This window comes from Xenorhabdus vietnamensis, from assembly GCF_002127535.1.
Taxonomy (GTDB): domain Bacteria; phylum Pseudomonadota; class Gammaproteobacteria; order Enterobacterales; family Enterobacteriaceae; genus Xenorhabdus; species Xenorhabdus vietnamensis.
Genome location: NZ_MUBJ01000002.1, coordinates 72722 through 93241, shown reverse-complemented (window position 1 = coordinate 93241; position 20520 = coordinate 72722). Strand labels below are relative to the sequence as shown.

Below are 20520 nucleotides of genomic sequence, written 5' to 3'. Positions count from 1 at the left end.
TACACCAACATGACCAGACGCATACCTTTTCAGGTTAGTGGATTATTGGCATTAAATGGCGTTTCTATTTTGGGAAACGCCATTACCGAAATTGCCATTCCATGGTTGATCTTGGAAATATCCGGCAGCCCACTATTAGTTGCCTCTGTGATGTCTGCAAAAATCCTTCCCCTGCTCTTTTCTGTTTTCTTTAATGCCCAATTGGTGGATAAATACGGAGCATACCGCATTTCCCTGTTATCTGATTTGGTAAATTTTCTCAGTGTGCTGCTGATCCCTGTGTTTTACACTATGGATATCCTGCATTTTTACCTGCTGGCTGTCTTACTGATATTTTCCACTGTTTTAGATTCTCCAGGGCGCTTGGCGAAAGACGTCATGCTAGCAAAAGGGATCAAACAGAATAAAAGCGAGAATGAGTTAATCAATGGGATAAACAGTACTATTGAAAATATTTGTGATCTGATCGGTCCCATCATTGGCTCACTGATTATTGCTATGTTCGGTACGATCAACGCCCTGTATTTCGATGCAGTGAGTTTTTTAGTCGTTGCATTGGGACTGATCATCCTGAAAAAACATTTTGTCGCTAATATCCATCAAGTGATTAAAACTCCCACCCTGCCACATCATTATTTTCTTGAAGCATTCAAATACATTACTTCTGAGAAAGAGATTTTTGCCGTACTTCTCATTAGTGCAATAGTGAATTTTGTGATCACTCCATTTCTGATTGTTTATTTACCCTATGTGAATAAGCAAGAGTTTAATTCTGTTTTAAGCCTCGGTGTCTCAATGGCTTGCTTTGGCGTGGGAACAACACTCTCTTCATTACTATATGGAGTTTATGGCAAATATTTTTCCAGCAATCGCATTATCATTACTGGTTATAGCTTATTTACCCTGTGCCTGATATCTATGAGCCAATTTAATGAGCAATATGCCTTATTTACCCAGCTTTTTGCTATTGGCATTTGTATTGGTTTTACCGGGCCAGTCGAAGTCACTCTGATGCAACGTCAAGTACCAGAAAATTTGTTTGGCAGAATAATGACTCTATTTTCCTCTACGCGATTTCTTTCGGTGCCGGTTGGATATCTTGGTTTTGGTGCGTTGCTGGAATCCAGCCTTGCCGAGCAAACGCCATTGATAATGTCTGCCATAATACTGGTAGGATTAATAAATTATTGGTTGATATGTAAAAGAGCCAAATAAAACATATCCCCTTTTTCCTTCAAGTTGCAGCTTTATTGACGCACTGCAACTTGAAAGACGAAGGATATATTGAAGAATAAATAATACCACGTTACTGACGCATACCAATTGCAAGACGATTCATCCCATTCATCAGCGCAATCGCAAAAGTCAAATCAGAAATTTCCTGATCTTTGAAATAGTCTTTCAAAGGTAAATAGGCATAATCGTCTGCGTGTGTCGTCACTACATGAGTAAGAGCTTCAGCCCACTCCAACGCCGCCTTTTCACGTGGACTAAACTGACTGCTGACCCGCCATCCGGCTAATTCAGCTAACCGACGTTCTGTTTCTTGGTGTTCTCTCAAAGTTTGAGAGTGTTTGTTTAAACAGAAAGAACAACCGTTGATTTGAGATACACGCAAATAGATCAATTCAATCAACAGTAAATCTAGCGAGCTTTTTTCCAACCCTTCTTTTACCGCACGGAACCCCTGCAATAGTTCTGGAGATAATTTGTAGTAAGCAAGGCGTAAGCCATTCATAAATAATATTCCTTATTTTAATATCGCAAGCACTATATTCCAAATAAATTATTTATGCAAAGAACATAATTATTTTTATAAAAAATTTATTCTCTCAAAAAGAAATCAATGAAATAAATTATACAATTAGCAAAAATAAAAAAACGCCACTAAAGGATGAAGTGGCGTTTTATATTATATGGCAAACTAAACTTTTAATTCATACTATATATACCCTGAGACATTAGGGTAATTTTTTCGGATCTTCTCCGAAATCATTATCGCCAGTCGTTCCTTCCAGGAAGAAAAATATTAATAAAACAATATTGGCAAATGGAATCAGGGTCATCAATAACCACCACCCAGAATGATTAGTATCATGAAGGCGGCGCACTGCTACAGCCAGACTTGGAATAAGAGTTAAAATTCCATAAACAACCAATAATCCAAAACCAGCACTTTCATTAATTGCTGTTCCAAGTATAAATAAGGCCACAGATATAATAATATCAAATAAACGGAACATCCAATATTCTTTACGATGCGCACGCCCTGAAAACTCAGCATAATTTTTTAAAACACTAAGATACCAATTCATAATGTCTCTTTATTGAATTTATATAAAAGAAAATCAGGCAAACTATAAATTATGGTAAATTTTATACTTATTTATATTTTAAAGTCTATAATAAATTATGACCTGATTAACACCTTCTTATTCATGCTATTATTAGATAGTAAGTTAAAAAACGCTTCCAAATGCAAAATTATAAAAATAAACAACATAAATATCTCTAGCACATATCAAAGTTATGTATAATTTGATCAGAAAAACAAAACTAATTATTCTATTATTAACCTAGGTTAGATTATGATTCATTTTATAAAAGTAATTAATTATGTTATTTATGCAAAATCATTAGTATAGATATGAAAATATCTATTTTTTTCCGGGCGGACTTGGTTTTTGATAGCATTTTTTTTGATATCCAACTTTCTTTTTGTCAGTTGCCGTTTCTATCGGAATGTACTTATTCTGTGGTATATCAGCAATACCTCAGGTGAGCCTGAATTCCTTGCCACAACTGCCATGTTTTTCGCTATCTTTATTCTTTTCTTAACCCCTTTTATTGGCAAGCTTATTGACTTTTTTAATCGAAAATCAATCCTAATATTTATCACAATCATCACACTGGGACTTTTTCTGTTTTTTCCCTCTCTAATAACGGCTTTTTTAATCGCCTATATGCAATGATTTGTGCCTATGCATTTATCCAAATCTATTTTGCGATTTTCTATATTACACGGCAGGGGGTTTATCAAATGTGACTGGGAGTATGACTGAGAAAACGCCTATCATGGCATAAAAAACAGCACCATATCGGATGCTGTTTTCAAACAATTATTCAGATTATTAGCTTCAAATAGCTTTCAACTTGATACATTTTCCGCAAATAACAAGAAACGGCATCATCAGCATTGGAACCAATAACTTCCATATCAGGCAGGATGTCTTTCAAGCGCTGGTGCGCTCCTTGCATAATGCAGCCCTTACCTGCCACACTCAACATTTCCTGATCATTCATGCCATCGCCAAAAGCAATGCAGTCACTCAATTGGTATCCGATCGCTTGACAAACTTGCTCCAACGCATGACCCTTAGAAACACCACCCGACATCACTTCTAAACAATTTCTCAGTGAAAAGCTGACATTGACCCTTGCCCCCCAACGCGCTTTAATCCTCTCTTCCAAATCCACCAAATAATCATGATCTTCACTGGTGTAATAAACCTTGCACACACCATCAGTGGGAAAACTATCGCGTTGAAAAAGCTGGTAATGGAAAACTGACTCCTGAAAAAATTCCTCTTGCTCAGGAGCGTCCTTATTCATTAACCAATCATCATTATTGAAGTAATTAGTCAGGATATTGGGATTATCAAACTCCAATAAACACAAATCATGAGCAATCTGAGGATCTAAGTTGTGGCTGAATACTAATTCATCCTGAGTATTGTGAACTCTTGCACCGTTGGAAGTGATCATATAAGCATCAATGCCCAGCCCATCACGGATCTGTCCCACATCAATATGATGGCGCCCTGTTGCGAAAATAAAATGAATTCCTTTCTCCGTCAGCAAGTTCAGAGTTTCCTTGGTATACGGGGTTAATTTATGGTCGGGAGACAATAAAGTGCCATCTAAATCTGAAGCAACAACATGGTACATGGTTATGGTTCCTAAACTAGATCAGTGCTGGTCAAAAAAATCACAAATTGCATTGAGAGCCTGTGCCCGCAATACATCTTCTTCGAACAGGATTTCATGATGAGCCCCGTAGATAATCAGAGGACTTTGTTCTTCTTTTCCTGTTCCCGCTTTTTGGCGAGATTCGCAAAAAGCCAGTAACTCCCGATTATTTACTACCTTATCTTCACTCGCTTGTAATACCATGAGTGGAGTCTGAATTTTACCCGCATTTTCAATCAGATGATCGCCCATCAGCATACTTTCACGCATCCAATGGTAAGTCGGCCCTCCAAGGCGCAATTCAGGATAATCAGCATAGTAACGCACATAACGTTGGTAACGTGCATAACTGTGCGTTAATAAATTGATAAAATAGGGCAATGGTTGCCATTGTCCCGTTGATAAAGCATAAGCGGTACGCCTTTTGAAATAAGGTTCCGCCTGGTTGACCAGAATATTGGCCAACCAACGGGGCATCGGTAAATAAATGCCAAACATCGGTGCACATAATGCCGCAGCACGAAAAATCGGCTCTTGGTAACGGATCAGAAAACGACTCAAGATCGCACCGCCCATTGAATGGGCCAGTGCATAACAGCGATGAGACTGACGGGTAAACACTTCAAGCTCAATAAGCTTAGTGAAATCATCCACATAATGATCGAACTCTTCGACATGGCCTTTTTGTCGATCATCCAACATTCGCCCAGAACGACCTTGCCCACGATGGTCAATAATGAAAATATCGTAGCCCAAGTGGTAAAAATCGTAAGCCACTTCTGGATATTTCATATAGCTTTCACTTCGGCCGGGCAAAATCACGAGTGTTTTGTCATGGTGGGGAGAACAAAAGGAGACATAATGGATGGGAACATCATCAACTCCCATAAATTGCCTTTCTTCCCTCGTTTGCCAAAAATTCAGTAACAGTCCATTTGTAAAGGCAGAGAACTGAGGTTCACGGTTTAACCAGCTTGCTTTCAATATCTCAGGCACCATTCATCATCCTCTGTCATATTCTTTATTTACTCAAACCCTTCAAAATGCTCACGGATCAACGTCATAAATGCGTCTCCAAAACGTTCCAATTTCCGTTGCCCAATACCATTAATCAACAAAAGTTCATCTGGTGTTATTGGATACTGTTCTGCCATCTCAATTAATGTAACGTCATTGAAAACAACAAAGGGTGGAATATTGTTTTCATCAGCAATGGACTTACGCAATTTACGTAACTTAGCAAATAATTTTCGGTCATAGTTTCCACTGTACGATTTGTTTTGCTGATTTCGGCTTTTCAAATTCTGGATACGTGGCACAGCAAGTTGCAGAGATATTTCACCACGCAATACAGGCCGTGAAGCCTCAGTCAGTTGCAGCGCAGAATAGTTGGCGATGTTTTGGCTAATCAGTCCCAAATGAATGAGCTGACGCAAGACGCTCATCCAATGCTCCTGACTCTGTTCTTTACCAATGCCATAAACAGGCAGTTTATCGTGCCCAAAATCTCTAATGCGTTGATTATTCGCACCACGTAGCACTTCTACAATATAGCCAATCCCAAAACGTTGTCCAACACGATAGATACAGGATAGCGCTTTCTGTGCCTCCACCAGACCGTCGTAACGCTTGGGGGGATCAAGGCAAATATCACAATTGCCGCAGGCTGTTTGCCTGCTTTCCCCGAAATAATTCAGCAACACCAAACGCCGGCAAGTCTGCGCCTCTGCAAACGCGCCCATGGCATTGAGTTTGTGTCGTTCAATGTCCTGTTGTTCACCCGCGGGTTTTTCTTCCAAGCAACGACGCAGCCACGCCATATCCGCAGGATCGTAAAATAATACAGCTTCTGCTGGTAAGCCATCTCGCCCGGCCCGGCCCGTTTCTTGATAATAAGATTCGATATTGCGGGGAATATCAAAGTGCACAACAAAGCGCACATTAGGTTTATTAATCCCCATACCAAATGCTACCGTTGCTACAACGACCTGCAAATCATCGCGCTGGAAAGCATCCTGTACCCATGCACGTTGATTGTTTTCCAGCCCTGCGTGATAAGGGGCAACACTTAACCCCCGCTTTTGCAAACGCTCCACAGTTTCTTCCACTTTAGTGCGACTATTACAGTAGATAATCCCACTTTTTCCTTGCTGACCACGAACAAATGACCAGAGTTGATCAAGCGGTTTATATTTCTCCACTAAGGTGTAGCGAATGTTGGGACGATCGAAGCTACTGATATGGATAATCGGCTCATGCAACTCCAATAAACGCACGATATCCTGACGGGTTGTTTTATCTGCTGTTGCCGTTAGTGCAATCACAGGAAGCTCGGGGAAACGGCGGCGAAGTTGCCCTAATGCGCGGTACTCCGGACGAAAATCATGTCCCCATTGAGAAATACAGTGGGCTTCATCGACGGCCAGTAAAGCAGGCTGCCAATCGTGAAGCTGATCAAGAAAGTTATCTGTTACCAACCGTTCAGGGGCGACATAGAGCAGTTTAATACCCCCTTGACGGCAACGTTGAATGATATCAAATTGCTGTTCACGACTTTGGGTTGAGTTCAGGCATTCTGCTTCAACTCCATTCGCACGTAGCTGATCAACCTGATCTTTCATCAATGAGATTAATGGAGATACAACCAGAGTCAGCCCGCTTTTTACCAGTGCAGGAATCTGGTAACACAGCGATTTACCGCCTCCCGTTGGCATAATGACCAGACAATCTCGCCCATCAAGAACGGCGTCAATAACCTGCTGCTGTCCCGGACGAAATTGTTGGTATCCGAATGTTTTTCGTAATGCTTGTTCAGCCAGCGATGCCGTGCTGATGAGTTCTGCGGTAGACACGCCTTTCCTCGATCGTTAGAAGCTAATCCCTGAAAAAACCTAAAAATAGGCTGTAAAGAATACAGCCGCGATCCAAGCGCCTGCATATTATGCTATCTCACTGTAAGAATTGTTACAGCATATCATTCAGCATGACACCTATACCAAAACGGGTCTGCTTGAAATTGTAGTCAATCATTGATTCGCCATAACCGCAGAAAAGTTGCGTATATACACGAACATGTTTCGATATCGGATAACTCCACCCCAATTCTCCACTACCATAACCATTGTTCCAGTTATAGTGCCCTTGAGCGGTAAACACACTATCGCCCCAGATATAACCAATTTTCAGTCGGTAATGCCCCATATAGCGGATCATCTCTGGGTTATCATCATGACGGGAGCTTTCGGGGAGTCGATACCACGGTTTAAAATCCACCTGCCAATTGCCATTCTGAGCCATAATGCGCGCATAAAGTCGGTTCCAGCTACGGGAAGTCGCTTCTGGCCGCCCGTTGGATTGATGGTTCAACCCTGCCTCAATTTCCCGCAAGTGCCAGCCGGCAAATTCATAGTCAGTTAACCATGCCAAAAAAAGTTGCGGTTCATAATTCGTTTCACGAAACGGAGACGATTCCGTTTTATTACTGAATTGCCACCATGAACGCTGTGTATAAGAGGCGCCAAGCAACGAATTCTCTCCAGCAATTCCTCGCCACAATGGAAAGCCGAAACTTATCTGAAAAATGACTTCATCTTTGCGGACATGATCTGCCCAATCATAGCTATGAATCGCCGGTTTATTAACTTTGTTGCCATAAGTGTAAATAATGTAATTCGTATCATAGGGATAGAGCATTAACGCAGAATCTTGCTCGCCCAACATCATCGAGAGCACACTCCCTCTCACTTCACCAACCTGATTGTTTGCTGCATGAGCCAATGGCGATAATAAACCGATAATAACCAGTATATTCCATAACAAGCGCATTTCTGGTTTTCCTATGGTGGTAATTTCAAACTAAAAAATTACTGCTTATTCTACACACTATATGATTATTTTTTGTAGTCTGTTTTTTTCGATGAATTGTTTTTCGAAGCACTTCACAGACTGGCAAAGTTGATAACGAAAGCATAAACTTAACAAGTTATTAACTATAAATATCCATTTAATATCAGTCGGCTTTACTTTTCATTATCAGGAAATCCACCATGGAAAATATACAGCGAGCAGACACAACCTTAACGCCAGAAGAAGCCCGAAAATTTATTGGTGAAGTTTTTGTTTATCATATGCCATTCAACCAACTGTTGGGTCTTGAATTGCTCCGCTTCGAACAAGACTATGTAGAACTGCAATTTCGCTATCAGGAAAAATTAGTCGGTAATATGGTGCATAAAATTCTGCACGGTGGTGCGATCGCTTCCATATTAGATGTTGCAGGAGGGCTGGTTTGTGCAGGCAACGCACTGGCGGCAATTGAAACGCTCACAATCCCAGAGATCCAAAAACGCCTCACGACATTGGGCACTATTGATTTGCGTGTGGATTACCTGAGGCCCGGACGTGGTGAAGTATTTACCGCCAGTTGCAACATTATCCGCTCTGGTAATAAAGTTTCTGTCGCCAGAATTGAATTGCATAATGAGAAACAAGTGCATATTGCCAGTGCAATGGGGACTTATTTGGTTGGTTAATATTCTTTATTAATTTCAAACAACAATATCCATCAAATACCAATACCCAAAATACAAATTTAAAATAAATAAAGGAATGTGCCAACAAAACACATTCCCTTTTCATTTGATACTGATAACTGCCAAACCCCCCATTTCTAACCCCCACCATGAGTTTATAATTTATTGAAGCCCTCTTCGCCTTCCCTATAGTACAATATCGGCAAAAACGCCCACAAAATGTTCATTTTTTAATCTTCCACAGTGTATACAAAATTTGAGATAAAACAGGAACCAGACTGTATAAATACAGACAACTAATTCACCTAATCATAAAAATTTAGCATAAAACGCCATTTAAATGGGTGAAAAAATTTAATTTATTACTCATGCCATTAACTACTTGTAAATCATTCATCCCAATGACACATTGTATAGGTTTATGAGCTATCATTTTCTTAACAAGCTCCTCTGATTTTTTCTGAACACTCTCTAAACATCCAAGGATATTATGACTAACCAAAATACGACCCAAGGTATCCTGTATGCCTTGGGGGCTTATCTCATTTGGGGATTGGCTCCTATCTACTTCAAGGCCATACAATATGTGCCCCCCGATGAAATCGTGTCACACCGCGTTATATGGTCGGTTTTTTTTATGGTACTGATGCTGATAGTGACTCGTCACTGGCGTCAAGTTTGGACTGTCGTCCGTCAACCTAAAATTCTGCTGCTGTTAGGTATCACTGCTTTCACTATTACCAGTAACTGGCTGACTTATATTTGGGCGGTTAATAATAACCATCTGCTTGAAGCGAGTCTGGGGTATTTTATTAACCCTCTGGTAAGTGTGCTGTTTGGCATGATTTTTCTTGGTGAACGTTTCCGTCGTATGCAGTGGATTGCCGTAGGATTAGCCTTTACTGGCGTACTGATCCAACTATGGCACTTTGGCTCTGTACCGGTAGTTGGTTTGTATTTAGCGACGACATTTGCCGTCTATGGGTTGATCCGCAAAAAACTGGGAGTGGATGCACAAACAGGTATGTTGATTGAGACAATCTGGGTGTTCCCTGTTGCTCTGACTTACCTACTATTTTTTACCCATAGTCCGACAAGCAATATGCTGGACAATGCGTATTCTTTGAATCTTATGCTGATTGCTGCCGGTATTATTACAACTGTGCCATTGTTGCTCTTTACCGCAGCAGCCGCACATCTACGTTTGTCCACCCTGGGCTTCTTCCAGTATCTTGGCCCAACACTGATGTTTTTGCTGGCAACACTGGCTTTTGGTGAGAAAATAGGACCCGAGCGTTTGATCACTTTTGGCTTTATCTGGGCTGCATTGATTTTGTTTACGCTGGATGCGCTTTATACTCAACGCCGCTTGCGTAAAGCAGCTAAACACCCCGAAACGAGATAAATCGCTCTCATCTGTTTGAACTGACCCAAAACATTATTAATAAATCGGGTCAGTTTATCCATTAAATCGGACGTGGTTTTTATTGACAACTGATGAAATGACTACAGCCAGTTTTTCCGCTTGAAGTAGAGATAAGGGGCCAAACCTGCTGCTATCATCAATCCAATAGCGGCAGGATAGCCGAATGTCCAGTCCAATTCCGGCATAAATTTGAAGTTCATACCATAACTGGACGCTACCAACGTCGGTGGCAGGAATACCACAGAAACAACAGAGAAGATCTTGATAATGCGGCTCTGTTCAATGTTGATAAAGCCCATCGCCGCCTGCATTAAGAAATTCACTTTCTGGAACAGAGATTCATTGTGTGGCAGCAAGGATTCAATATCCCGCAGAATTTCGCGGGCCTGTTCCAATTGATTGGCAGGCAAGCGGGCACGACGCACAAGGAAGTTCAGGGCACGTTGGCTATCCATCAAACACAAGCGGACTTTCCAGCCAATATCTTCCTGCTCAGCAAGGTTAGACAAAGCAGAATCAAACTCATCACCCTGCTTGCCTTTCATAATGACCCGGCTCAGGGATTCCAGCACACTATAAATGTTTTCAATGACATCAGCCAATTGTTCGATTTTAGTTTCGAACAAGTCCAGCAGCAGTTCATAGGCATTCCCGTCAACCATCGTCTGGTTACGGGCGCGCATTCGATATAATCGAAATGCAGGGAGTTCACGCTCTCGCAATGTGTAGAGACGACCGTCACGGATGGTAAATGCGACTGTCGAGTTGCCAGCATGGTCTTCGGCATCTTCAAAGTAGAAGAATGAGTGGACGTGCATACCATCTTCATCTTCAAAAAAACGGGCCGATGCCTCAATGTCATCTAATTCAGTGCGGGTCGCCAGAACTTGTCCCAGCTCATTCTGGACCCGGAGGCGATCATTATCCCCCAGCCCAACTAAATCTACCCACATAGAGTCAGATAACTTATCACCTTCTTCAAGTTCAAGACGGAGCAGGCGATTATTCTCTAATTTAAATGCGTTCAGCATGTACCATAAGTCTCCTTATACTCCCTACGTTTATCGTAAGGCGCGAATGTTACGCTTAGAAGAAAAAGCCTGTCAACATTCGACCGGATTATTGGCCCGTTTCGAGTCTGGCATAAGCGGCCACCAGCCACTTGATGCCTTCACCTTGAAACGCAATTTGCAAACGGCAATGCTCCCCACTGCCTTCTATATTGATAATCGTCCCTTCACCAAATTTGGGGTGACGTACACGCTGTCCAAGTACGTAACCACTATCGCTGGCGCTGATGGGCGTACCCAGCCGTTTGTGACTGACCGGACGGGATACGGTTGCTCTCAGACGAACTTCTGCCACGCATTCCGTCGGTAGTTCCCCAATAAAACGAGATGGGCGATGATTCACTTCCTTGCCATATAAGCGACGGCTTTCGGCATAAGTCAGCGTCAGTTTTTCCATCGCCCTGGTAACCCCAACATAGGCCAAACGCCGCTCTTCTTCCAACCGGCCGCTTTCGTCAATGGACATCTGACTCGGAAACATGCCTTCTTCCATGCCTACAATAAAGACTTGCGGGAATTCCAGACCTTTCGCTGAATGCAGTGTCATCAATTGCACGGCATCCTGATAGGCATCCGCCTGCCCTTCCCCGGATTCAAGCGCTGCATGGGAGAGGAAGGCCTGCAATGGCAGCAGGTTTTCATCTTCATCCTGATAGCTGAATTGGCGGGTTGCGGTGACCAATTCTTCAAGGTTTTCGATACGCGCCTGCGCCTTTTCACCTTTTTCTTGTTGATACATCGCCCACAGACCAGAATCACGGATAATGCGATCGGTCTGCACATGCAATGGCATTTCCTGCGTTTCAGTTTCCAACGCTTCAATCAATTCAATGAAGCGCTGCAATGCGGATGCCGCACGACCAGCCAACACTTTTTCTTGTATCAATAATAGGCTACTTTCCCACAAGGTTTTTTGCTGATCACGCGCTACTTGGCGTACAACATCAAGTGTTCTGTCACCAATACCGCGCGTTGGTGTATTCACCACGCGTTCAAAGGCAGTATCATCTTGACGGTTTACCACCAATCGCAGATAGGACAAGGCATCTTTGATTTCCTGACGTTCGAAGAAACGCTGGCCACCATAAATGCGGTAAGGCATGGAAACCTGCAACAAGGCTTCTTCCAAGACCCTAGATTGGGCATTGCTTCGATACAAGATCGCACACTCTTTCAGTGCACCGCCATTATCCAGCCAATGCTTGATACGACCGACAACATAACGGGATTCATCCAGCTCATTGAAGGCGCAATAAAGTGAAATCGGCTCTCCATCACTCCCTTCTGTCCATAAATTTTTGCCCAAACGATCACTGTTATGGGCAATCAGGGCATTTGCAGCCTTAAGGATATTGCTGGTCGAGCGATAATTCTGTTCCAGACGGATAGTCTCCGCCCCCGGAAAATCCTTGAGGAAGCGCTGGATATTTTCTACCTGCGCACCACGCCAGCCATAAATGGACTGATCATCATCCCCGACAATCATGACCTTGCCCCTCTCGCCAGCCAGCAGGCGAATCCAGGCGTATTGAATACTGTTAGTATCCTGAAATTCATCTACCAGTATATTCGTGAAACGTTCACGATAATGTTGCAGGATCTGTGGCTTATTCAGCCAAAGTTCATGGGCGCGTAACAGCAATTCGGCAAAATCCACCAATCCTGCCCGGTCACATGCTTCCTGATAGGCCTGATAGATTTTCAACCAAGTTGCTTCTACCGGATTGCCATAACTTTCAATGTGCTGTGGGCGCAAACCTTCATCTTTTTTGCCATTGATGTACCACATCCCCTGACGGGCTGGCCACTGCTTGTCATCCAGATTCATTGCCTTGACGATGCGTTTGATGAGACGGTGCTGATCGTCGCTATCAAGGATCTGAAAATCCTGCGGTAAATTGGCATCAAGGTGATGGGCGCGCAACAAACGGTGAGCAAGGCTATGGAATGTACCGATCCACATTCCCCCCTGACTGGTGCCAATCAGGTTTTCAATGCGGTGCCGCATCTCTGCCGCAGCTTTATTAGTAAACGTAACCGCCATGATGGAAAACGGCGAGGCATTTTCAACTGACAGTAACCAAGCGATCCGGTGAACCAGCACGCGCGTTTTACCACTGCCGGCACCCGCCAGCACCAGCATATTACTGCGGGATGCTGCGACCGCTTCGCGCTGTTTATCATTGAGGCTTTCGAGCAGATAAGAAACGTCCATAATTACCATCAGTTGTTAGCTCGGATAAATAAACCAAGCTGTTTTTTTATACAGATAACTAACTGAAATTATATCAGTGCTATCAAAGAAGCCAAATCAGAAATCTCAACATGTGGAACCAAACGCCCTTCAGGTTCCCGCATCAGGTCTTTATTTTCGATATTGAGCCAACAAGCCTGCATACCGCTGCAAAGTGCCCCTTCTACATCCGTATTCAGGTTATCCCCTACATGCAGGATCTGATTGGTGGGTAGGTTCAAACGCTCAGCCGCCAGATGGTACATATCAGGGCAAGGCTTGGAACGCCCATCTATGCCCGCTTTCAAGACAAAATCAAAATAAGGGGCAAGCCCACATGCGGCAGGTTCAGCGTTCCCATTGGTAATTGCCACCAACGGCATTTTTTTTGCCAATATGGCCAAGGTATTGTGGGTAGATTCTGGAACAGCAATTTGATTACGCCAATACGCAAAGCAAGACATAATTTCATCCATGCCACGTGCTGTCTCTTCATGACTGAAACCATGATGGGTAAACATGAGTTCTGCGGATTGTCGGCGCCATGATGTAACATCATGGTAAATATCCGGCTCCCGTTCAAGGACGGCCTGACGGTATAAATACAGATCTTCATGCCCAAAATGACCGAACCTGACATCGTACTGCCTGATAAAACACAACACTTCTTTTTCGGTTTTATCGATTACAGGATGATTATCATAAAGCGTATCATCCAGATCGAATGTCATCGCAGCGAATGGCGCGAGAGGCCGATAAAAACGCATTATGATTTCCCTCGTTTGGCTCTGGGGTGGGCCACATCATAAACTTTGGTCAAGTGTTGGAAATCCAAATGGGTGTAGATCTGGGTTGTTGACAAGTTCGCATGACCAAGCAATTCCTGCACTGCACGCAGATCACCGCTGGACTCCAGAATATGAGTGGCAAAAGAGTGACGCAATTTATGGGGATTGATGTGACTGCTAACGCCTTGCCGAATCCCCCACTGTTCAAATCGTTTCTGTACATTGCGGGCAGAGATACGTTTTCCACTCTTGGTGGAAATAAAAAGCGCATCACTTTCCGGCTCAAACAATTCCCGCATTTCCAGCCAACGCTGGAGCCATTCCTGAGCCATGCGACCGAACGGCACCTTGCGCTCTTTGCTGCCCTTGCCATATACCCAGACATCCCCACTTTCCAAATCTAAGTGGCGACAATCAAGACCCACTAGCTCAGACAAACGCAAACCCGCGCCGTACATAACTTCCAGCATAGTTCTGTCACGCACTGACAGAGGATCATTCAAATTAATATTGAGCAGTTGGCTGATTTCATCCACATCCATATTTTTAGGTAAGTGGCGTTTTTTACGAGGGGCACTGACTGTTTTAGCAGGATTGGCATCCAGTTTATTTTGCATCACCATCCAGTCAAGAAAACTACGTAAAGAAGAAAGACGCAGGGCAAGGCTGGCGGATTGCAACCCTGCCCGACGACTGTGGGAGGCAAACATTCTGACTTTCGCTGGCTCCAGTTCCTGCCATTCACGTATCCCCATTTCCAGTGACATTTTCGCCAATACTGCCAAATGGCGTCGATAGTTAGTGATCGTGACAGGGCTTAAACGTCGCTCAACCCGCAAATAGTGCAAAAAATTTTCTACGGGCGCTAACAGTAAATCAATCGGATGAGTCATGCGCGTTCAATCCAACGGGACAATAAACCCGGTAACAACTTCGCCAATTGATCGAGAATGTCAGTTCCCATATCTTCATGATAATGCTGTTTATCATGGCTATTGAAAATCACCATACCCAAATCTCCCTGCGATCCTAAAAGGGAAATTGCCACTGAGCCAACATGGCGTGCCTGTGGCATTAACAATAAAATCTCTGGGCCGTGCAATCGGCCAAGATAGTGATTCTTTTCACCAAATCGTTTAATGCGGACAGATTCAAAAGCATAACGGGAAATAGCCAGCTCCGGCGAATTCAGTGGTGCGCCGAGATGCCATTTGTCACTGAACAACCGAATATAACTGTTACTCAATCCAAGTGTTTTTGACCATGAACTCAGGCAGGAAAGAAAGTCCTGCAAACTATTGGCACCAGAGAGATCTGACAGCAATTGCAATAAGCTGCTGAACAGCACTTCATTCTGTTTCGCCTGTTCGACCAAATGGTTCAGATCGTCTTCCAAATAACAGATGCGGTTCCTCTGGCGGTTCATATGCCATTCCATCAGAGAGACGCATTCCCGTACCGGATGGGGGACCCTGATCTTGTCGACCATATTGGCATTACGGATAAAAAAATCTGGATTATTCAACAAATAATCCACTACCGCTTGGTCATTAAATCTGTTTTCGATGTGCAATGGATCGTTTTTTTCATCCATTTTCCAATGCCCCATATTTTCAAGAGTGACTCAGTAAACACAGAATCAATCACAAATGAATCGTACCATCATAAACGTGGGTTGCAGGCCCAGTCATAAAAAGTGGTTTATCCGGCCCATCCCAGCGAATTTGCAAAGTACCACCTGGAAGATCGACCCGAACCTGATTATCCAACAGATTCTGCTGAATACCGACTGCGACCGCAGCACATGCACCACTGCCACAGGCTTGTGTCTCACCTGCGCCACGCTCAAAGACACGCAACCGAATATGTCCCCGATTCATTACCTGCATGAAACCAACATTGACCCGTTCAGGAAAACGTTCATGACTTTCCAGCACTGGTCCCAATACTTCCACTTCGGCGGTGCCTACATCCTCAACTTGTATGACACAGTGAGGGTTTCCCATCGACACAACACCACAAAGCACCGTGCGTTCAATGGCACGGATAATGTAGGTTTTTTCAGCCTTATTGGCACGAAAGGGAACATGCTGCGGCTCAAAGTCCGGCTCTCCCATGTTCACACAGACTTGATCATCATTTGTGATGCTCAATACTATCCGGCCTGACTGCGTACTGACCTTGATATCACGTTTATTAGTCAGCCCCTTGAGGCGGACAAAACGGGCAAAGCAACGCGCTCCATTACCACACTGAGAAACTTCACTGCCATCAGCATTAAAAATGCGGTAGTGAAAGTCTAAGTCAGGATCATAAGGCGCTTCAACGATCAAAAGCTGATCAAAACCCACCCCAGTATTACGGTTAGCCAGACGGCAAATTAACTCTGGAGAAAAATAAACATTTTGGGTCACTGCATCAACGACCATAAAATCATTGCCAAGACCATGCATTTTGGAGAACTGCATATACGACTCCGAGAGAAATCATATTACCGAATCACTATCATTAAGCATCCATTGATATATTGTCTTTTAATAAGCTGTTTTTTGACAATTTTTCTGGCTGCGCCTTATCCGCTTTTTGCATAGGTGCCTGTGTCGCAGATGTTTCCACGGGGGGAAAATAGAGAGGTCCTTTCAAGCCACAACCAGCCAGAGAAAGTAATGTTATGATAGCCAGTGACCAACGGAGTTGTTTTTTCATTATATTAATGCCTGTGATTCATGCGCCAATACTCTCTATAATCGCAGCTAGGCCCTGAAAAGCAAATAGGAAATAAACATGAACGATAGCGAATTTCATCAATTGGCCGATCAATTGATGCTTCATCTTGAAGAGCAACTGGATAATTACGATGGGGATTCGGATATTGACTATGAAACAAACGGTGGTGTGATGACACTGAGTTTTGAAAACGGCAGCAAAATCATTATCAACCGCCAAGAGCCTTTCCATCAGATATGGCTGGCAACCAAAAGTGGTGGTTACCATTTTGATTATCGGGATAGTCAGTGGATTTGTGACCGCAGCGGTAATGATTTTATCTCCATGCTGGCACAAGCCATTACTGAGCAGAGCGGTGAATCATTCCAGTTTTCGTGACTATCTTTTACACACCTTATAAAAACAATTACCCAGTGGAAATAAGCGCCTAATAAAATAGGCGCTGAAAGTACTGGGAAAAACACGAAATCACCAATGTATTATCCAGAAAATGAGCAATATGAGCAGAATATGTAGAGTTTAGTCTGCCTAAAAAATATATATGATAATAAAATCAGGCTAAAAATTTAAAGAATAGCAAGCGTTCTACTTGACGGTTGGGCATTTAATATATTGTTCTAAGCTGTGCTTGGTATTTTAACTGTACCCAATGGATTTCAAGGTGCGTCGCGGCGGCAAGGGAGCGAATCCCTGAGAGCATAGATAACTATGTGACCGTGCTGAGCGAGCGCAGCCAACAAAGAGGCAACTTGAAAGACGCAGGGTATATCAATAATGATATAGCGAACGATAAGGGTCATGCGCCCCACAAGTTTCATCAGGTTGCTTATCAGAATGGTGCCTTGAGCCATTAACTTCTATATCATCCAATGGGAAAATACCATCTACAAATGGAGCAACATGGGTGCGTTCACCTTTCTTAACGATTTGATAGAATTGTGGCAGGTTGAAGTTGATAAAACTGGAGCCATAAGTAAAACGATCATGCGATGATGAATAAAAACGGCTGATATCTTGTACTAACTCTTCTTTGCTACCTTCGCAATGAGAATAAATTTCCACCCGGTTTGATTCATCAAGAATATAAATATTGAAACCTTGTTTCTCTTCGATATCCTCGAAAAAAAACTGAATAATTCCCTCACAAGCAAAGCCATCTATTACAGGTGGTAAGTGTTTTTCTTTGGTATCAATTTTGACAGGCAAACCATGCAATTTGGTATTGGAAATAGCACCATAAAATTCCACTGCGTTTTCCAATTTTTGTACCGAAACGTTTAACCGTTCGAAAAATAATCCCCAAGTTTGCCCTGAAATCCGTAGCGCCTTGAAACGATTTGGATCTTGCCGATTACTGGACAGGCGTAACTCTATACATTCCGAAACTAATTGCTGGATACGTGTACGGATCAATCCACACAAATGTTCGCTATAACAGAATACTTCAACGGCAGATGGTGGCGCTGCATCTTGATGCATTTTGCCCAATATGGTCTTCAATGCTTCCAGTACCGATTGTTCGCCACTGAAATGTAATGTTCTCACTTCGTTCCATGAATTGCGGTAAAGCAAATCGATGCTACCTACCAGACATTTTTGCGACTCACCAAAACTGAAAACATTCAGGTTTCTTAAATCAAAGCGCACAGCTTGCTCGGAAAATGCAGCTGTTGGATCTTGCTCTAAATTGACAATGAGAGCCAAGTGGCGGATTTCACAAGGACTGTATAACGCTTTTGGTGTGGGTGCAGGTAAACGGATCGAGAAATGAGTGGCAATGTCATCCACCAAATCACACAGTTTCGGCCCGTCACACTGAGACTTCCCATGATGCATATGAAGCCGGGTTTCTTTGGTCAGCAAACCATTAAAATAGGTCCAGGAAACTAATTTATTCAGGTAACGGTTGTATTCCAGTGGTTGATGACCAACGATGGATTCGATCGTCGGAGCATAATTGTAAAGATACCAACCACTGCGGTTTGCTCTCCCCGGAGGAACATAAATGAAGGTCAAATCCTTTTCTGACAGATCAGGGGATATCTGAGGATTCACCAAAGTCACTTTACCGGGCAATGCTTCAAAAGCCGCATACAATTTACGTGTCAATACACCAATATCTTGCGGACTGGCACTCACACTTAAATTATTGCGGCGGGCAAAACGGATTAGGTTGCGATAACTCTGCATCATGGTATCAAGCAATTCATTATGGGCATCACGCACCTGCTCAATTTTCCATGAGTTACGATTATCCAGCATGGCCAATTTACTGTCATCCCAGCCCCATTCACACACCAATTGGGATATAACCTGACGACGCCATCCTATACAACCTTTGTCATCTTGGCTTTCCAGTAATTTCTCACATACTTTGAGGTAAAAACAACGGCGCGCCAAATCAAGGCGCGTAAGATCGTTCGTGGCAGTAAGATAGCGAGTTACACGCTCCAGCATCATGCTATAGGCATCGAGACCAAAGGAAACAATCGCGCCATCATGAAAATATTGCTTCATTTCCATCGCCAGAAGTTTTCCATTGGGGTATTCCCATGAATAAGCTTCCAACAGCAGGCTTTTCAATACTGCCTTATAAGGAGAGTCCACACTCTTGTAAAGTTGCCAGAGACTCGCACCAAAATACTCTTCTGCGGACAATTCGCCCAAGCCGCCCAGATCCAACCACTCATTTGGCGTTAACACGCCTTGGGCATAGAGAGAAAGGACATATTCATCATAATGTGCTTCTTCTTCCACTGGAACCATTGTCCATAGCAAGCGTTTACCCGCCATGCAGACCGCAGTGCGATAGAATTCATCAAGTAGAAGAATATGTTGGGTTGAACCGCAGTCTTCACCGTTCAAACTACCGCTGGCATTATGCCGGAAGCGGTTCTCATCAATCAGAAAAAAGGTAACTTCAATTCCCAGTGAAGCTGCCCACTGTTCTATCAAGGCACATTTTTGCTCCAGCAAGGTTTTTTCATCGCTATCCAGCCAAGATTGATGGCAAACCCAAATATCTACGTCAGAGGAGCAACTTTGCCCTATAGAAGAGGTACTGCCCATGGAATAAATCCCCGTAATCGGCAATTCACCATTGGGCGTATGTGACGATACATCTGATAAGCCACCAATAAGATGACTGTCCAAATCATTAATCCAAAACTGTTGTGATTCATCAGGCATAAAAAAGCAAACACCATGAGGAACGTCGCTTTTGATATGGCCCGGCATCATTGGATGGTGATAATGCAATAATACTGGAATTAAACTATAAACTTGCTTGAAAGCGCTCCCCATTAAGCTGGTGGCGCGTTCTAATCTAAGTTGGTTAATTGCATCCAGTCGCTGCTTCAGCGTTTCAATATAGAGATACAAGAGTTTCGCCTGATATCAGTTCCAGTGCCTAAAGTAGTCCCCTGTTTCCGCTCATGCGTGGTAATACAAGATTATTTAAAATTATTTTTATAAACTTATTTGTCGGAAACGTGATCAATCTAACACCTTGCAGTCAAAGCGTAAAGTACGCATTAACACTTTTTCTCTTATCCCGCAACCGTGCAATTACAATTAAATGCTTTAAAAACATTAAGTTAATCACAAAATAAGAACAATAATATGTTTTAAGAATAACTATTATAGCTGGTTATTTTTTATATATCTTGATGTAATGCATTGTAAATAAATCAATCTTTCATAAATATGAAATCAAATAATAATTTAATGACCTATTATTGAAACACTTCTAAACTTTTTTATCATAAAGCTAAAC

Annotated in this window: 18 protein-coding genes; 4 read left to right on the top strand and 14 right to left on the bottom strand. The window is 42.9% G+C overall.

Going from position 1 to position 20520, the window contains the following annotated elements; all coding sequences use genetic code 11:
* The first annotated feature begins 9 nt into the window (after nucleotides 1–9).
* Nucleotides 10–1215, top strand: coding sequence for an MFS transporter (locus Xvie_RS02560; protein ID WP_086107818.1), 1206 nt, complete (start codon nucleotides 10–12; stop codon nucleotides 1213–1215).
* Nucleotides 1216–1306: 91 nt separating this feature from the next.
* Here the strand turns inward: Xvie_RS02560 and Xvie_RS02555 are convergent, their stop codons facing one another.
* The 6 genes from Xvie_RS02555 to pldA all read right to left on the bottom strand — a co-directional run bounded on the left by Xvie_RS02555 (nucleotide 1307) and on the right by pldA (nucleotide 7794).
* Nucleotides 1307–1738 carry a carboxymuconolactone decarboxylase family protein gene (locus Xvie_RS02555; protein WP_086107817.1) on the bottom strand — a complete coding sequence of 144 codons (432 nt, stop codon included), beginning with the start codon at nucleotides 1736–1738 and terminating at the stop codon, nucleotides 1307–1309.
* A 223-nt stretch (nucleotides 1739–1961) separates the two neighbouring features.
* A complete protein-coding gene (locus tag Xvie_RS02550; protein ID WP_086107816.1) occupies nucleotides 1962–2315 on the bottom strand; it encodes a DUF805 domain-containing protein in 354 nt (117 codons plus the stop codon).
* An 808-nt stretch (nucleotides 2316–3123) separates the two neighbouring features.
* Nucleotides 3124–3948, bottom strand: coding sequence for a sugar/pyridoxal phosphate phosphatase YigL (yigL, locus tag Xvie_RS02545; protein WP_086107815.1), 825 nt, complete (start codon nucleotides 3946–3948; stop codon nucleotides 3124–3126).
* Nucleotides 3949–3969: 21 nt separating this feature from the next.
* Nucleotides 3970–4968, bottom strand: coding sequence for a lysophospholipase L2 (gene pldB / locus Xvie_RS02540; protein WP_086107814.1), 999 nt, complete (start codon nucleotides 4966–4968; stop codon nucleotides 3970–3972).
* 26 nt (nucleotides 4969–4994) lie between these two features.
* The gene (gene recQ, locus Xvie_RS02535; protein ID WP_086107813.1) at nucleotides 4995–6821 is read right to left on the bottom strand and encodes an ATP-dependent DNA helicase RecQ; all 1827 of its coding nucleotides are present in this window, start codon (nucleotides 6819–6821) and stop codon (nucleotides 4995–4997) included.
* Nucleotides 6822–6933: 112 nt separating this feature from the next.
* Nucleotides 6934–7794, bottom strand: coding sequence for a phospholipase A (pldA, locus tag Xvie_RS02530; protein WP_086107812.1), 861 nt, complete (start codon nucleotides 7792–7794; stop codon nucleotides 6934–6936).
* 221 nt (nucleotides 7795–8015) lie between these two features.
* Here pldA and Xvie_RS02525 point away from each other — a divergent pair, with 221 nt between their 5' ends.
* Nucleotides 8016–8501 (top strand): thioesterase family protein, encoded by a 486-nt coding sequence (locus Xvie_RS02525; protein WP_086107811.1) that lies wholly within the window; start codon nucleotides 8016–8018, stop codon nucleotides 8499–8501.
* A gap of 490 nt (nucleotides 8502–8991) precedes the next feature.
* Nucleotides 8992–9906: an EamA family transporter RarD gene (rarD, locus tag Xvie_RS02520; RefSeq protein ID WP_086107810.1), complete on the top strand. Its 915-nt coding sequence runs from the start codon at nucleotides 8992–8994 to the stop codon at nucleotides 9904–9906.
* A gap of 101 nt (nucleotides 9907–10007) precedes the next feature.
* Here the strand turns inward: rarD and corA are convergent, their stop codons facing one another.
* From corA to lptM, 7 genes are all read right to left on the bottom strand, one after another.
* Complete coding sequence (gene corA, locus Xvie_RS02515) at nucleotides 10008–10958, bottom strand: magnesium/cobalt transporter CorA (protein ID WP_086107809.1); 951 nt, start codon at nucleotides 10956–10958, stop codon at nucleotides 10008–10010.
* A gap of 88 nt (nucleotides 10959–11046) precedes the next feature.
* Entirely contained in the window at nucleotides 11047–13212 is a 2166-nt protein-coding gene (gene uvrD / locus Xvie_RS02510) for a DNA helicase II (RefSeq protein ID WP_479688388.1), read from the bottom strand.
* Nucleotides 13213–13280: 68 nt separating this feature from the next.
* Nucleotides 13281–13997 carry a 5-amino-6-(5-phospho-D-ribitylamino)uracil phosphatase YigB gene (gene yigB, locus Xvie_RS02505; RefSeq protein ID WP_086107807.1) on the bottom strand — a complete coding sequence of 239 codons (717 nt, stop codon included), beginning with the start codon at nucleotides 13995–13997 and terminating at the stop codon, nucleotides 13281–13283.
* Complete coding sequence (gene xerC, locus Xvie_RS02500; RefSeq protein ID WP_086107806.1) at nucleotides 13997–14911, bottom strand: tyrosine recombinase XerC; 915 nt, start codon at nucleotides 14909–14911, stop codon at nucleotides 13997–13999. The genes yigB and xerC overlap by 1 nt, the downstream gene beginning before the upstream one ends.
* The gene (locus tag Xvie_RS02495; RefSeq protein ID WP_167376222.1) at nucleotides 14908–15612 is read right to left on the bottom strand and encodes a DUF484 domain-containing protein; all 705 of its coding nucleotides are present in this window, start codon (nucleotides 15610–15612) and stop codon (nucleotides 14908–14910) included. The genes xerC and Xvie_RS02495 overlap by 4 nt, the downstream gene beginning before the upstream one ends.
* A 49-nt stretch (nucleotides 15613–15661) precedes the next feature.
* Nucleotides 15662–16486 carry a diaminopimelate epimerase gene (gene dapF / locus Xvie_RS02490; RefSeq protein WP_086107804.1) on the bottom strand — a complete coding sequence of 275 codons (825 nt, stop codon included), beginning with the start codon at nucleotides 16484–16486 and terminating at the stop codon, nucleotides 15662–15664.
* Nucleotides 16487–16526: 40 nt separating this feature from the next.
* Nucleotides 16527–16724: an LPS translocon maturation chaperone LptM gene (lptM, locus tag Xvie_RS02485; protein WP_086107803.1), complete on the bottom strand. Its 198-nt coding sequence runs from the start codon at nucleotides 16722–16724 to the stop codon at nucleotides 16527–16529.
* A 78-nt stretch (nucleotides 16725–16802) separates the two neighbouring features.
* On the opposite strand from lptM, the gene cyaY reads away from it, so the two are divergent.
* Nucleotides 16803–17123, top strand: coding sequence for an iron donor protein CyaY (gene cyaY / locus Xvie_RS02480; protein ID WP_086107802.1), 321 nt, complete (start codon nucleotides 16803–16805; stop codon nucleotides 17121–17123).
* A 390-nt stretch (nucleotides 17124–17513) separates the two neighbouring features.
* Here the strand turns inward: cyaY and Xvie_RS02475 are convergent, their stop codons facing one another.
* Nucleotides 17514–20126 carry a class I adenylate cyclase gene (locus Xvie_RS02475; RefSeq protein ID WP_086107801.1) on the bottom strand — a complete coding sequence of 871 codons (2613 nt, stop codon included), beginning with the start codon at nucleotides 20124–20126 and terminating at the stop codon, nucleotides 17514–17516.
* Nucleotides 20127–20520 lie beyond the last annotated feature (394 nt).